The sequence below is a fragment of the Gordoniibacillus kamchatkensis genome, assembly GCF_000829455.1.
GTDB classification, from domain to species: domain Bacteria; phylum Bacillota; class Bacilli; order Paenibacillales; family NBRC-103111; genus Gordoniibacillus; species Gordoniibacillus kamchatkensis.
In genome coordinates this window covers 117812-131867 of sequence record NZ_JXAK01000012.1, presented here as the reverse complement: position 1 = coordinate 131867, position 14056 = coordinate 117812, and the positions used below count along the sequence as shown (strand labels likewise).

The following is a 14056-nucleotide window of genomic DNA, read 5'->3' as shown; positions in this document are numbered from 1 at the left end:
CAGTAATCTGCCGATACGTCCACTTCTCCTCCATATGAAGGCGAATAGCTTCTTTCTTCAATTCCTCTGGATACTTTTTAAACTTCTGACCCTTGACTGTCAATAAAAATGCACCCCTTAGAAATCATCGGATTAACCTAGGGGTTTTTCCAATGTCTATTCTAAGGGGTGCACTTCAGACTGGCAGGGTGCTTTGTTTTTCCGCACTATCGCAGTCAACCGGCTGCGTCAGGTTCGGTGACGACTTGCCAGCGGACGCCGAACCGGTCCGACAGGCGGCCGAACATCGTCCCCCAAAACATCCGTTCGAACGGCATCAGCACGCTGCCGCCGTCGGAGAGCGCTTCGAAGACGCGCCGCGCTTCGGCTTCCGTCTTGTATTCCAGCGTCAGATCGAGCCCGCTGCCGCGAACCGGCGCCCCCTTGACGGAGTCCGCCATGAACAGCGTCAAGTCGCCCGCCTTGAGCACGAGATGCATAACCCGATCGGCGATGGACGGATCGGCACCCGGCCCTTGGCCGAACGTCAGCACGTTCGCGATTTCGCCGTTCAGCGCCTTCGCATAAAATTCCCCTTGTTCCCGCACGTTCTCGCCGTAAATATACGGTATCAATCTTGCCATCGTCGTGATCTCCCCGTTATCCGCAGGCTATCGCCTAAAAGTTGTCTCCCTATTACAATAGCGCAAGGCGCATCGTCAAGCAAGTCAAGCGGAGCTGCGCGGCGAGAACGCCTCGTTGATGCCGGCAAGCACTCGGCAGGACTGCATCGGAATTCGTCGAATATAACTGGTAAAGGCTCAAACAGGCCGAGAAAGTATGGCTGCGCTGCGGACCTAAGAATGCGGATCTCCGGCTTCATTGAACCCGTGTTCCCAAATTTGAAATTATGGTGGAAACACGAGTTCAAAGGCTGATACTTACGAAGCGAGTTTTGCTGCGCAAAACTTGTAGCTCCTGGGCGCCCAAATTCCCTACCTCCGCCCCGCCTTTCTCGGGCAGTCTGTAAGCTACTTTGCGGTTCATTTGGCAGCTTTCTGCGGCGTTTCCGAACGCGCGCCTGATTTGGGTTTCGGCTGCGGCGGCACGACGAAAGCGGAGACCGGTTTGCGGCCGCCGCGCGACAATAAGGCGGACGACTGCAGGCGGAAGACGTTCGGTTGTACATGTGTTGCTTGTGCGAGCGTAGTCCGGACGGAAGAGCCTGCGCCGGCTGAAGCCGTTTTTTTCTTATACTCGATGCTGACCACTTTACCGACGACGCTGTCCGTTTCAATCGGACCGATGTACCGGCTGTCGTAGCTGTGTGCGTAGTTGTCGCCTAGCACGTATAGCTGCCTGGCTGACAGCTTCACCTCTTCAATGGACGACGTGTTGCCCGCGAGCGGCCAGTTGTCAGCCAGTTTGCCGTCCACGTACAGCTCGGAACGCTCGAAACGGATCGTTTCGCCGGGCAACCCGATGACGCGCTTGACGAAAATGCGCTCGTCCGGCGCGCGAAACACGATAATGTCGCCGCGCTCCGGCGCATGGCTGCGGTAATAGGCTCCGTCGACGGCGAGCTTGTCGCCGGAGGCGATCGTCGGGCTCATCGAATCCCCTTCCGTGATGTAAGGGATAAGGCTTTCGCCGGAAGACAGTTCCGCTTGCTCGGCTTGGCTGTAGACGGCGGGAAGGGGAGTGGAAGCGGCGGCAGCGTGATTCGGCTCGCCGCCGGCGAGCAGCATGGCAATAAGCAGCAACAGTTGCATCGATGCGATTCCTCCGTTCGCGCAGAATGCTCTCTATCGGTCTTGCAAACTCGTAACTAGATGATAGAGCATCGGGAGCGCAAAGGCTGTCTTCTTTTGTTTAGGGAAATATGTATGTTTGTGGAAGATGAGGAAGAACGTTATTTCGAGGAGGTTACCCGCGCATGGGTGCTAAAAAAATCGAACACGTCGGACTAATGGTCAACAATTTGGAAACGTCGATCGCCTTTTACGAACAGATCGCAGGCTTTAAGCTGCGCGCTATCGAGCCGCATACGAACGGGGTCATCCGGCTCGCGTTCCTGTCGCACCCGGAGGCGCCGGACACCGAGCTCGAGCTGATCGAAGGGTATAATAGCGGACTTCCCGCCGAAGGCAAAGTGCATCACGTCGCTTTTGCGACGGGCGATATCGAGCGGGAATGGGAGCGGCTGAAAGGGCTGAACGTCCCGTTCATCGATGCCGAAATTACGACGCTGCCCAGCGGCGCGCGCTATTTTTTCTTTTACGGCCCCGTCGGGGAGTGGCTGGAGTTTTTTGAGCCGCCGGCGGTGTAAACAAATCGTTCCTACTCGCGAGTAGCGCAGGCAACAAATGCAAAAGCTACACGTAACAGTGCGGATCCGCTCCGCGGCACTACTCGCGCATGGAGGAACCTATGATCAAGACGCAGGAATTGAAAACGCAAATTGAGGAATTGACGAAGCAGAACGATATGATGCTGATGCAGCTTGAGCAGATGAAGCAGATCATCTCCGGGGGGGCGTCCGGCCCATCGTCCGGCGATTCGAATCAGACCCAGCAAGGGGCTTCAGCCGCAGGGGGACAAGCGCAGGGCAATCAAGCCCAGCAAGCCCAAGGCGGCGCTAAGAGCCAATCCGGGGGTGGTGGCAATCAAGCTGCGAAGCTGGCGAACGAACTGCTGCAAATCAAAGGCATGGTTACCAAGCTTGAGGAGAAGACGTCGCAGTACGTATCGAGCCAATCGAGCGGCACTCTGACGGACAAAGACGTTGTCAACCTCGTTCTGGTGCTCATCAACGGGATGGTCGATTGGGCGAGCGATTTCGTTTCCAGCCAGGCCGCTTCGTCCGGACAGAAGCAATAACGCTCCCCACTTGCCTGAAAACGGGCCGCAGCTTGCGTCATCGCAGCTGCGGCCCGTTTTTGCCATAGTGCCGTGTTTATTCGCGGGAAATCGCGGGAAAGCTGATACGGACGAAGACTGCGCGGCACGGGTATACCCAGGTTCGGCTATGCCGCTGCAAGGGGAGCGTAGCTCAGGTGAAACTGCTCATCATCATTCCCGCTTATAACGAAGAGGACAGCATTGTCCGCGTCATAAGCAGCGTGAACGTCTGGCGGGAGGACGCCGATATCGTCGTCGTCAACGACGGCTCGACGGACCGTACCGGCGAGCGCGCGGAAGCGACAGGGAAAGCTGCGGTCATCCATATGCCGCTCAACGTCGGCATCGGCGGGGCCATGCAGACAGGCTACCGCTATGCGGCGCGCGGCGGATACGACGTTGCCGTTCAGCTGGACGGCGACGGTCAGCACGAGGCGCAGGAGCTGGACAAGCTGCTCGCCCCTTTGCTCGCCGGCGAAGCCGATTGTTGTATCGGATCGAGATTTTTGCACAAGACGGACTATCGCTCCAGCTGGTCGCGCCGGCTCGGAATCCGTTTCTTCTCGTGGATGGTGCATTGGATGACCGGAGCGAAGGCGACGGATCCGACATCCGGCTTCCGTGCCGTGAACCGTAAAGTCATTGAGCTGTTTGCGGCCGATTATCCGGAAGATTATCCGGAGGTGGAGGCGATCGTGCTGCTCAGGCAGCGCGGGTTTCGTCTGGCGGAAACGTCGGTGCGGATGCATGAGCGGCAAAGCGGCGAATCGTCGATTACACCGTTGAAATCTATGTATTATATGGCGAAAGTGTCGCTGGCGGTGCTTATGACCCGGCTGCGCGGCGAGGGAGGGGCGCTATGAACATCTATTTGCTGTCTGCGTTGTTTTGCCTGGTGTTTCTGTTCGCGACCGTCGAGCTCATTCGGCGCCGCAAGCTGCAGGAGCAGTACGCGCTGCTGTGGCTGCTGCTCGGCTTCGTGATGGCCGGCTTCAGCTTGTTTCCGCAGCTGCTGGAGCGCATTTCGCGCGCGGTACATATCGTTTATGCGCCGTCGCTGCTGTTTCTTATCGGCCTGCTATGTTCGCTTGTGCTGATTTTGCATTTGACGATCGTCATCTCCAGGCTGCACCGCAGGGTGACGAGACTGATTCAGGAGCTGGCGCTTATGCAGGAGCGAGAGCGGAGAGGAGGCCGCGCATGACTTTCCTTGCCCGCCGATGGCCCACGATCGGGCTTACGGCCATACTGGCCGTCGGCTTGTATTTGCGGCTGCGTTACGTGCTTCATACGGAGTACGGCCCGCTGGAATGGGATCAACTGGAATATACGAAGCTGGCTGTTCAATTGCTCGAGCGCGGCATCTACGCGTACAGGGACACGTCGCCGAATACGCTCGTTACTCCCGGCTGGCCGCTGCTGCTCGCCGGCTTTTTGCGGCTGTTCGGCTACCAACCGCTCGAGCCGGCGCTCATGATCGTCCGCGTCTGCCTATGCTTTATTGCATTGGGCTCGCTTGTGTTTCTGTATTTAGCCGGCCGCCGCCTGTTCGGTCCGGCGACCGGCTTGCTCGCCGCCGGATTCGCTGCCGTCTATCCGTCCTACGTCTGGTCGGCGTCGCTTATTTTGACGGAGGTGCCGTTTCTCACTTGTTTCACCGCCTGGCTGTACGCCGGGGTGAGGCTCGTGCAGGACAATCGGCCGCGCGACCATGCGCTGGCCGGGCTGCTGGTCGCCTTGTGCACGCTCATCAGGCCGAATTCGCTGCCGCTGGCGATCGTCCCCTACGCGCTCCTGTGGATGGACAACAGGCGCGTCGAATGGCGCGGGGCTGCACTGGGCTTCGCCGCCTTTGCCCTGGCGATGCTGCATGGTGGGTGCGCAACTGGCTGACGTTCCACGAAATTATTCTCGTCGCCAAAGGCGAGGCCGGCAATCCGTTTCTGGGTGGTACGGATCCGTATTTCCGCGGCACGATCGATTGGAGCAAAATCGACGAGAAGCGGCAATTCGCCGAAGGGGTGCGCCGCATCCGGCAAGGGCTGCACGACGACCCGAAGCTGTGGCTCAGCTGGCTGACCGTCGGCAAGTTCGTCACGTTCTTTAAGACGATGTGGGTCGGATTGTATCCGCACTCAGTGCCGGTCTGGTATTACGAGCTGCTCGTCAAGCTGCACCGCTTTTTTGTCTGGGTCGGCTGGCTGGCGGCGCTGGCGCTCGCGCCGTGGAGCCGTCCTGTTCGCTTCCTGGGGTTGACGCTGCTCGTGTTCGTCGCCGTGCATATGGCGTTTATTCCGGTGGACCGGTACGCCTACGGCATGCTGCCGATGCTTATGCTGACGACCGCCCATTGTATAACGGGCGGTGCATCGCTCTTATGGGCCGCCTGCCTGCAGGCGGGGCGGCGTGTGCTGGCGCGCAGGTAGGCGCGCGCCGCGCGGACGGCACGGCGGCGGGCTATTGCTTCCCGGCCGCCTCCCGTCCAAACATGTGATTCGCGCAATATTCGATAATGTCGCTTCGCCGCACAATGCCGATGAACCGGTCGTAATCGTCGACGACGGGTACGAAGTTTTGCACTTTGGCCAGCTCGATCAAGTCGTCCATCTGCGCATGGATGTGCACCGGCTTGTTTTTCATGCGCAGCGGCACTTCCTCGAGCAGATGGCGGTGGGCGTTATCGAACGACACGCCTTCCGCATTTTTGAAATACCAAAGCAGGTCGCCTTCCGTCACGGTTCCGACATAGCGGCCGTCGTCAGTCAGCATCGGCACGGCCGTATAACGGTGGTATTCCATTTTCTCCAGCGTTTGGCGCAACGTGGAATGAATCGTAACGGCGATCACGTCTTGCTTCGGCAATAAAAAAAAGGCAACATTCATGGAACCGGCTCCTTCAATACGCAAAATCCCCCCGCTAGCTATTGTAGCAAAAAGAGGCGGCCAGCTAAAGCGGCGAACAAGCCCAATTTTGTTAGCGCTTACAAATGAAGCGGGAAAAGACGCGGTGGACAAAGCGGCCGCATGCGGGTAAGATCAGAAGGATAGCGATTTGAAGCAAGGGGTGGGACGGCAATGCCAATCATTCATGTGCGCACCGAAGACGAGCTGGCCGAGTGCTTTTCGATCCGCAAGGAAGTGTTTGTCGCCGAGCAGGGCGTTTCCGTAGAGGAAGAAATCGACGAATTCGACGCTTCGCCCGATGCGTGCCGCCATTTCCTGCTATTACAGGACGGCGCTGCGCTGGCGACGGCGCGCTGGCGCCCGTACGACGGCAAGACGGCGAAGCTGCAGCGTGTGGCCGTGCGCCGGCAGCACCGCGGCCAGGGACTTGGGCGCGAGCTGATTCTCCATATGGAAAACGACGCCAAAGCTCTCGGTTACGAAGCGACGATACTGGACGGCCAGTGCCAGGCGGAATCGTTTTACCGCAAGCTCGGATACGAGGTCATCTCCGACAAGCCGTTTTACGACGCCGGCATTCTCCACGTGCGCATGAAAAAGAAGCTGCAGCCTTGATCGCAGGGCTGCAGCTTCTTTTTTTGCCGTACGCTTGTCCATGGCCGGTGTCGTCCGCAACTATTCAATCGTTTGCGTGCCTCGCATCTGACAGCGGAAACGTAAGCACGAACTTGGTACCCTTGCCGACGATGCTCTCGACCTCGAGCGTGCCGTTATGATCCTGCACGATTTTGTGCGAGATCGACAAGCCGAGGCCGGTGCCGTAGTCCTTCGTCGTGTAGAACGGATGGAAAATGGCGCCCAGACGGTCCGGCGGAATGCCGACGCCCGTATCCTCCACTTCGACGACCGCCGTGCGCCCTGAACGGCGCAGCCGGATATACAGCGTTCCGCCGTCGGGCATCGCTTCGTATGCGTTCTTCACCAAGTTAAGCAGCAGCTGCACGATTTTGTCCGGATCCATCCAGAGCATGACCGGCTCGTCCGGATGCTCGTAGATGAGCCGCTGGCCAAGCCGCGACACTTCCGTATCGGTCAGGGCGATGACCCGCTGAATGCAGCTTTGCAGCGACTGCTCGCGGTAATCGGTGCCGCTTGGGCGGGAAAATTGCAGAAACTCTGCCGTCAGCTCGCTCATGCGGCCGATTTCGTCCATAATGAGTCCGTACCATGGCTCGATGTTGTAACCGCTTGAACGGGACATTTGCAAAAATCCTTTGACCGCAGTGAGCGGATTGCGAATTTCGTGCGCCATGCCGGACGCCAGCTCGCCGACGACGCGCATTTTCTCGGAGCGCAGCATATGCTCTTCCTTTTGCAGCCACAGCTCTCGCTTTTTCATATACAGCCGGTTTTCCGCTTCCAGCAAGAGCATTTCCCTGCTTTCGGCATCGTCGGGAAACCGGGCCATCGCGTACGTCATGCGGATCCCGGTCAGCTTCGGCAGCTCGGAGCCGAGCAGCAGCTCGACGTGCTCGGCCGTGCGCCGAACGTCGCCGTAAGGCAGCGCGAGCGCGAACTCGTCGCCTCCGTAACGGGCGACCAGCAGCGCATCGGGAAACGAGATGCCGAGCAGCTCGGCAATTTGCTTTAGGATCAGGTTGCCCGTTTGATACCCTTTGGCGACGTTCATCGCTTTCAGGTCGGCGCAGTCCACAAGCACGAGCAGCAGCGGCGTGCCTTCGCTGACCAGCTTCTCGAGACTGCGGTGCGTTTCTTCGTAATTCAGCAAACCGGTCAGCGCATCGCGAGTGGCGAACATCGAACTCTCTGCCTGCAAGCGGGCCGCCTCCTTCATTCGGCTGACGAGGTACTCGATCACGCACGCGCCAATCGCGAAAAAAAGCACGATCAAAAGTGCCGCGATCCAGCGGTGGGACGGCGGAAAGTGCCAAAGCTCGGGTAAGTCGGTCAGCAGAAAGGCTGCGGTGTAGCCGATCGTCCGGATACGTGCCGGCCGAGGAGTTCGGCTTGCGTAATAATCTCTGCCGAGCACCAGCATGTAGAGCAGCAAGCACAAACAATCGCTGGCGAACCATTGAAAAACGACGAGCGCACCGGCGCGCGCGGCATCGATGGCGCGGCTGCTGGTGTCAATGAGCGTAAGCGCCGCCAAAAGAGCGAATGAGAGGAGGATGGGCATGAGCGATGACCGGCCGAACTGTATGATGTTCGTAAAGGCGATAAATGCGGCGTAACTGGCGATAATCCATTTGTAGACCATCAATGTACACTCTCCGACTTGAGCGACCTATTGACTCCCTTCAGTTCCACGACTGTTTACTTTCTCTATTCATATCGAAATCCCTGCCAGAATATTGAAGGGATATGCCGAATGTTGTAAAAATAATGATAAAAACCGTTTCGATGAATTCTCGAAGATGAACGGCCGCGTTCCGCGGAAGTTTTATCGGCGTTCAGAATGCTTTTCATTTCACATTAACGCTTTAATGAACTGAAACATTTTGAGGCGGTAATAAAAATCCCCGGCGCTGCCTGAACGTCAGGACTAACGCGCGGGGACGCTTCGCCGGATCAGCTGCTTAGAACACCGGCAAGTTATCGAGATTGTTGGAAGGGTCGCCGTCTGCGTTCGAGCGCAGATGCGGCTCGCCATCGCGGCCCGTGAATACGTTCAGGCCGGCGATTTGCCGGTCGCGAACCATTTGCTGCGCTGTTTTGTAATCGACGACCTGACCGTTTGACAGCTTCAGCTCTACGATATCGCCATCTCCGTTTTTGCGCACCGCCACTACTTCGCTCCGCTGCTGTTCGACCATGATGATGCTTCCTCCTCATGTTGCGGAATGCGGGCACGAAGCCCGAAAGTAGTATGCCCCCGTTTCCGGATCACAATGCATCAGTACGTACATGCGGTGCGCCGGACAATGTCATCTTGCCGACCGGAACCGGCAAATCCGCCTCGTCCCCTCGGTGCATCTGGGTGATGAGCTCCTGCAGCCCGTCCTGTGAAGCCAGTAAGTTTAAACTCGCTTGAGCGAGTGATATAATGATGAGGATGAAGCGGCATCCGCTTAGTCAGGCCAAGCAAGTGGAGGGAACGTCATGCCTTTATCGATCAATTCCGGACTGCATATCCTTTCGTTCGTGGTGACGCTTGCAGCGGCGTTAGCCGTAATTTTCATCCGAATGCGCGCGGCGCGGAAGCCGGCCAGCATCATGAAAATCGTCATGCCTCCGATCGGAATGAGCACCGGCTTTCTAATGTTTCTGTATCCGCCGATGCGCATTCCGTTTACGTGGGCGCTTATTGCTTTCGCTATCGGCGCAGTGGCGTTTTCGTACCCGCTCATGCTGACGACCAAGTTTCAGGTGCAAGGCCGCCGCATATACGCCCGCCGTTCGAAGGCGTTCATTTTTATTTTGCTCGCCCTGCTCGTCATTCGTATCGCCGCACACAGTTATATTGAAGCATTCATTACGATTTACCAGACGGGGGCGGTCTTTTTCATTCTCGCTCGCTGTCATGTTGCCTTGGCGCGTTTATATGTACATTCAGTACCGCAGGCTGATCCGGACGATCGAGTGAACACGGCGGAGCATGCTTGCTTCAGTCTGCCCGGGAAAGGCGGAGCGGAGGATGAGAATGCGGGGCAGAGAGCGAAGCGTGCGACTTTGAACTCGTGTTCCAACTGTACGTTTTATTCACAGGGAAGACGGTTTCAAGGAAGCCGGAGACCCGCATTTCCAATCCGCAGCGCAGCCATACTTTCTCGTGCAGCCTGCGCTTACTTCCCCTTAAAGAGAGAGTGCCAAAAAACATGATTGTATGGGTGCTAGCCGCCATTCTCATTATCGCATTGCTGGTAATTGTCGTATTTGCCGTGATGGTCGGCTGGAAGCTGACGCATCCGCTGCGCAAGCCGGTATCGAATACCCCGCGCAATTACGGGCTTGCGTACCGCCCCATTCGCTTTAAGAGCCGGGGAGAGGACGAGACGCTGGACGGCTGGCACATTCCGGCCGTCGGCCTTACGGAGCCGCGTGCGACGATCGTGTTTTCGCACGGTTACGCCGGCAACCGGCTCGAGGAAGGGCTGCCGGCTTTGGCGTTGGCGCGGTCGCTTGCCGAAGCGGGCTACGAAGTTGTTATGTACGACTTCCGCAATTGCGGCCATTCGACCGGAACGCTCACCTCCGTCGGGTACTTCGAGCAGCTGGACGTGCTCGGCGCCGTCGATTGGGCGCGATCGCAAGGCGCGAAGCGGATCGTGCTGCTCGGATTCTCGATGGGAGCGACGTCGTCGCTGCTCGCCGCCGCCAGAGACAGCGGCGTGTGCGCCGTCATCGCCGACAGCCCGTTTTCGCACTTGACGCGCTATTTGCGCCGCAATTTGCCGGTGTGGACGAAGCTGCCGAACTTTCCGTTTACGCCGCTCATTTTGACGATTTTGCCGCCGCTGACGGGGACGCGCACGGATGAGGTCGACGCTGAGTCAGCGGTGGAGCGCATTTATCCGCGCCCGATTTTGTTCGTGCACAGCTCCGGCGACGGAGCGATTCCGGCGTCGCACAGCGCCGAGCTGGCAGCCCGCCATCCGGACCGGTTCGAGCTGTGGCTGACGGACGACGGCACGCATGTCGGCTCTTACCGCGCCGATCCGGCAGCATATACGGAGCGCGTGCTGGCGTTCCTCGAACGGCTTTCCGCCGAAAAATTTTTGTGAAAGAGCGGCTTGTTCCCGCGCAACTATCCCCATCGTACGGAGTATAAACTAGCATAAGTATCCACACGATGGAGGTTCTGTTTTTCATGAAAGCTCAACGTTTACTAACCTTGATGATCGCCATATTCCTGTTGAGCACAGGGGTTGTGACGGGCGCCTCGCTTTGGGGCGATTACGACGCTTCGCCAGAGCGAAAGTGTACGTGAACGATGCGGAGCAGTCGTTCTCGGACGGGGACGTGCCGGCATTCATCACGCACGGGACGACGGTGCTGCCGCTCAGGACGCTGGCCGACTCGCTGCAGGCGCTTGTACGGTGGGACAACAAAAACATGACGGTTTCCCTTTATAAGCCGAATGTACATATGTTCGTCGTCAAGGATTTGATCAAACAGGACGGCGGATACACGATGAAGTATCCGTTCGGAGGCGTGACCCGCGGCGACAAGCTCGATTTCGTCGTGTTTGCGCAGATCGACAATTTGAAGACAAACGTCAGCTCCTTCAAAATTTCCATCAAAACGCCAAGCGGGAACGACGCCGTAGATCCGATCGAACAGCCCGTCACGCAATCGAGACGAAAGCATTTGGCTGCCGTGGCAATTTAGCGGCGTGAAGTTTTCCGAATACGGCAAATATACGGTGCAGTTTTCCATGAAGCTGGACGGCGAGTACAAAGTCGTCTCCGAGAAAGAAATCAAATCCGAATAACGGCATTGCGGGCGGGGCGTCCTCGGGGCGCCCCGCCCTTCGTTGACCTGCCCATGCCCGGCGTGGTACGATGAACAAGCACGATGAGTAAATTGATGGAAATGAGGTACCAAGGTGAGCGACCATAACCACGTTCACGGTCCGGATTGCGACCACGAACATGAAGAAGAAGTGTTTCTCGTTACGGACGAAGACGGCGTCGAGCATGAAATGGTGATCGTCTATACGTTCGAATCGCAGAACAAAGCGTATGCCGTGCTGTTGGACCGCAACGAGCCGGAAGCCGACGGCGTCATTTTCCGCATTGAAGAAGAGAACGACGACGCCTTCCTGGTCGGTATCGAGGACGAAGAAGAGTGGAACCGCGTAGCGCAAATTTATAACGAGATCGTCGCCCAGGAAGACGAGGACTAAGCGATTCAGGGGCTTACAGGGCATCGCCAAAAAAACCTTCCGCGCAATGAAAGCGCCGGAAGGTTTTTTGGCTGCATCCGAGATAATAGAGCTGCGCATATACTCGGCTGACTGTGCTGCCAGGCGTTAAGCTGGAGGTATAGCGGCGAGCAATGTGCCGGGCGTCTCACAGCCAGCTTAACGCCGGTAAACGCGCACGTCCAATGGACGCGTAAGCGGTTTGTCCTTGCATGACCGCTTTTATTTGCGGGGATTGAAGTACATGACGCGTCCGTTGAACAAATGCAGCTCGGCTTTCCAAAGCCGGGCTAAATGTTTGCACAGCTCGTTGCCCTTCGCTTTGTCGCCGTGCGTCGCGTCTTCCGGCAGCGTCACCTGCACGTAGCAGAGAGGCTCGCCGTCCCCGGCTTGCTCTTCTTTGCCGACGCCGAGCAGCAAGTAGCGGTAAAGGGCGGTTTTGCCTTTCAGGTAAAACCATTTGCCTTCGCCTTCCGGCTTCGATTCGATCGTATACGGAAAGCCCGCTTCGTCGTATTCCCAGCCGAGCTGAGAGCCGGTTTTGGCCAGCTGGTCTTTGTATTCCAGCAACTGCTGCTTCAGCTCGTCGATCGTGAGGGTAGCGACGGCGGAGCCGGGGACGAATTTGATGTATGCGCTCTGACTCATATGGATCGGTGCACCTGCCCTGTATGGATGCTATGAAACCACTTTCATGTGTACTATCGTATCAGAAAATGGCTTTCTCTTCCACAATGACCTTTACGTTCTGAATCGAGCGGTCTTCCGGCCCTTTTACCGGCAGACCGACCTCGACGTGGTCGACAATGTAGTCGATGAGCGATTGCGTGATCACTTCGCCCGGCAGCAGGATCGGGATGCCGGGCGGGTAGACGTAGATAAACTCGGCGATGATGCGGCCGGCCGATTCCTTGAACGGAACCGACTCCGTGTCGCCGTAGAACGCATCGCGCGGCCAGAGCGACAGCTGCGGAATTTCCGGAATGTCGATAACGAGCTCGTTCGCTTTGTTGCCGCGGTGCTCGTCCGCAAGACAGCGCAGCGCCTCGAGCAGCGTGTCGACGTTGGCGCGCGTATCACCGGGTGTGACCAGGCACAAAATGTTATACATATCGCTCAGCTCGACTTCGATGTTGTAGCGGTCGCGCAGCCAGTTTTCCACATCGTAGCCGGTCAAACCGAGGTGGCGGACGTGGATGCACACCTTGGTCGGATCGAAATCGTACGTCGCTTCGGTGCCGAGAATGTCATCGCCGAAGCAGTACAAGCCGGGGATGCGGTTAATTTCGGCGCGGGCGTACTGAGCAAGCTCGATCGCCTTCGCCGCGATGTCGTGGCCGTGCAGGGCGAGGTGGCGCCGCGCCGTGTCAAGCGAGGCGAGCAAGACGTAAGACGTCGACGTCGTCGTCAGCATTGACATGATCGTCTGGATCCGTTTCGTATTCACGCGCGGCCCCTGTACGTTCAGCACCGAGCTTTGCGTCATCGAGCCGCCGAGCTTATGCACGCTGGTAGCCGCCATGTCGGCCCCGGCTTGCATGGCGGACAGCGGCAGCTTGTCATGAAAATGGATAAGGACGCCGTGCGCTTCGTCGACGAGCACCGGAATGTCGTAGCTGTGCACAAGCTCGACGATCTCTTTCAAGTTCGCGCACACGCCGAAATACGTCGGGTTGATGACGAGCACCGCTTTGGCGTCGGGATGTTTCTCGAGCGCGCGCCGCACGGACCGGGTCGTCACGCCGTGATCGATGCCGAGCCGCTCGTCGCGAACCGGGGATAGAAACACGGGACGAGCCCCGGCGAAAATGATCGCCGCCATGATGGATTTATGAATGTTGCGGGGAACGATAATTTTATCCCCTTCGCCGACGACGGTCAGGATCATGGTCAGGATGGCGCCGCTTGTCCCCTGCACGGAGAAAAACGTGTGCTCCGCGCCGAACGCCTCGGCGGCCAGCTTTTGCGCTTCCTCGATCACATGGGTAGGCTGATGCAAGTCGTCAAGAGGGGCGATATTGATCAAGTCGATGGAAAGGGCGTTATCGCCGATGAACGACCGGAACTCCGGATCCATGCCGACACCTTTCTTATGACCGGGAATGTGAAACTGAATTGGATTCCGTTCGGCGTGTTTCCTTAAAGCCGTAAATAGGGGAGTCCGTTGTTGATCCATGGCAAATATCCCATCCTTTCTGCTCCGAAAGCTTGCGAGCGTGCGGCCGCAGCTTTGGCAGCGTGCCGCAAACAAAAAGAGTATAGCAGAATCCGCCGCAGGTGCAAGTGGTATTCCTGTGAACTTTTCAGAATGCCCGAGAAAGCATGGCTGCACTGCGGATTGGGGAATGCGCTCTCCGGCATCGCCCACACTCGTGTTCCCTCGAA

The 14056-nt window shown here is 57.7% G+C and carries 18 protein-coding genes; 11 read left to right on the top strand and 7 right to left on the bottom strand.

The features are described 5' to 3' along the window. Positions 1-215: 215 nt before the first annotated feature. Together SD70_RS09275 and lepB are read right to left on the bottom strand one after the other, a co-directional pair. The gene (locus SD70_RS09275) at positions 216-623 is read right to left on the bottom strand and encodes a VOC family protein (protein WP_041047291.1); all 408 of its coding nucleotides are present in this window, start codon (positions 621-623) and stop codon (positions 216-218) included. 399 nt (positions 624-1022) lie between these two features. Continuing rightward, positions 1023-1751 (bottom strand): signal peptidase I, encoded by a 729-nt coding sequence (lepB, locus tag SD70_RS33065; protein WP_052487207.1) that lies wholly within the window; start codon positions 1749-1751, stop codon positions 1023-1025. 164 nt (positions 1752-1915) lie between these two features. On the opposite strand from lepB, the gene SD70_RS09265 reads away from it, so the two are divergent. The 6 genes from SD70_RS09265 to SD70_RS33055 all read left to right on the top strand — a co-directional run bounded on the left by SD70_RS09265 (position 1916) and on the right by SD70_RS33055 (position 5306). Continuing rightward, entirely contained in the window at positions 1916-2308 is a 393-nt protein-coding gene (locus tag SD70_RS09265; RefSeq protein ID WP_041047290.1) for a VOC family protein, read from the top strand. Positions 2309-2409: 101 nt separating this feature from the next. Further along, positions 2410-2859, top strand: coding sequence for a hypothetical protein (locus SD70_RS09260; protein ID WP_041047289.1), 450 nt, complete (start codon positions 2410-2412; stop codon positions 2857-2859). Between the two features lie 176 nt (positions 2860-3035). Continuing rightward, complete coding sequence (locus tag SD70_RS09255; protein ID WP_041047288.1) at positions 3036-3743, top strand: glycosyltransferase family 2 protein; 708 nt, start codon at positions 3036-3038, stop codon at positions 3741-3743. Beyond that, positions 3740-4084: a DUF2304 domain-containing protein gene (locus SD70_RS09250; protein ID WP_041047287.1), complete on the top strand. Its 345-nt coding sequence runs from the start codon at positions 3740-3742 to the stop codon at positions 4082-4084. The genes SD70_RS09255 and SD70_RS09250 overlap by 4 nt, the downstream gene beginning before the upstream one ends. Beyond that, positions 4081-4773, top strand: a complete 693-nt coding sequence (locus SD70_RS33060; protein WP_052487206.1) for an ArnT family glycosyltransferase — start codon at positions 4081-4083, stop codon at positions 4771-4773. Before SD70_RS09250 ends, SD70_RS33060 begins: the two co-directional genes overlap by 4 nt. Continuing rightward, positions 4758-5306 (top strand): hypothetical protein, encoded by a 549-nt coding sequence (locus SD70_RS33055; protein WP_052487205.1) that lies wholly within the window; start codon positions 4758-4760, stop codon positions 5304-5306. Before SD70_RS33060 ends, SD70_RS33055 begins: the two co-directional genes overlap by 16 nt. 31 nt (positions 5307-5337) lie before the next feature. On the opposite strand, the gene SD70_RS09240 is transcribed toward SD70_RS33055, so the two are convergent. Continuing rightward, positions 5338-5763, bottom strand: coding sequence for a CBS domain-containing protein (locus SD70_RS09240; RefSeq protein WP_041047286.1), 426 nt, complete (start codon positions 5761-5763; stop codon positions 5338-5340). A gap of 192 nt (positions 5764-5955) precedes the next feature. On the opposite strand from SD70_RS09240, the gene SD70_RS09235 reads away from it, so the two are divergent. Continuing rightward, positions 5956-6399 carry a GNAT family N-acetyltransferase gene (locus SD70_RS09235; RefSeq protein WP_041047285.1) on the top strand — a complete coding sequence of 148 codons (444 nt, stop codon included), beginning with the start codon at positions 5956-5958 and terminating at the stop codon, positions 6397-6399. 64 nt (positions 6400-6463) lie between these two features. Here the strand turns inward: SD70_RS09235 and SD70_RS09230 are convergent, their stop codons facing one another. After that, a complete protein-coding gene (locus SD70_RS09230) occupies positions 6464-8065 on the bottom strand; it encodes an ATP-binding protein (protein WP_041047284.1) in 1602 nt (533 codons plus the stop codon). A 319-nt stretch (positions 8066-8384) separates the two neighbouring features. Further along, entirely contained in the window at positions 8385-8621 is a 237-nt protein-coding gene (locus SD70_RS09225; protein ID WP_041047283.1) for a DUF3892 domain-containing protein, read from the bottom strand. A 286-nt stretch (positions 8622-8907) separates the two neighbouring features. Here SD70_RS09225 and SD70_RS09220 point away from each other — a divergent pair, with 286 nt between their 5' ends. The 4 genes from SD70_RS09220 (at position 8908) to SD70_RS09205 (ending at position 11653) form a co-directional block, all read left to right on the top strand. After that, positions 8908-9627: a CcdC family protein gene (locus SD70_RS09220; protein ID WP_231571129.1), complete on the top strand. Its 720-nt coding sequence runs from the start codon at positions 8908-8910 to the stop codon at positions 9625-9627. After that, the gene (locus SD70_RS09215; protein ID WP_041047282.1) at positions 9624-10529 is read left to right on the top strand and encodes an alpha/beta hydrolase; all 906 of its coding nucleotides are present in this window, start codon (positions 9624-9626) and stop codon (positions 10527-10529) included. Before SD70_RS09220 ends, SD70_RS09215 begins: the two co-directional genes overlap by 4 nt. Positions 10530-10692: 163 nt before the next feature. Continuing rightward, positions 10693-11136, top strand: coding sequence for a stalk domain-containing protein (locus SD70_RS09210; protein WP_231571128.1), 444 nt, complete (start codon positions 10693-10695; stop codon positions 11134-11136). A gap of 217 nt (positions 11137-11353) precedes the next feature. Next, complete coding sequence (locus tag SD70_RS09205) at positions 11354-11653, top strand: DUF1292 domain-containing protein (RefSeq protein WP_041047281.1); 300 nt, start codon at positions 11354-11356, stop codon at positions 11651-11653. Positions 11654-11893: 240 nt separating this feature from the next. On the opposite strand, the gene SD70_RS09200 is transcribed toward SD70_RS09205, so the two are convergent. Together SD70_RS09200 and SD70_RS09195 are read right to left on the bottom strand one after the other, a co-directional pair. Further along, positions 11894-12319: a DUF1885 family protein gene (locus SD70_RS09200; protein ID WP_041047280.1), complete on the bottom strand. Its 426-nt coding sequence runs from the start codon at positions 12317-12319 to the stop codon at positions 11894-11896. Positions 12320-12380: 61 nt separating this feature from the next. Further along, positions 12381-13847, bottom strand: coding sequence for an aminotransferase class I/II-fold pyridoxal phosphate-dependent enzyme (locus SD70_RS09195; RefSeq protein ID WP_041047279.1), 1467 nt, complete (start codon positions 13845-13847; stop codon positions 12381-12383). Between the last annotated feature and the right edge of the window lie 209 nt (positions 13848-14056).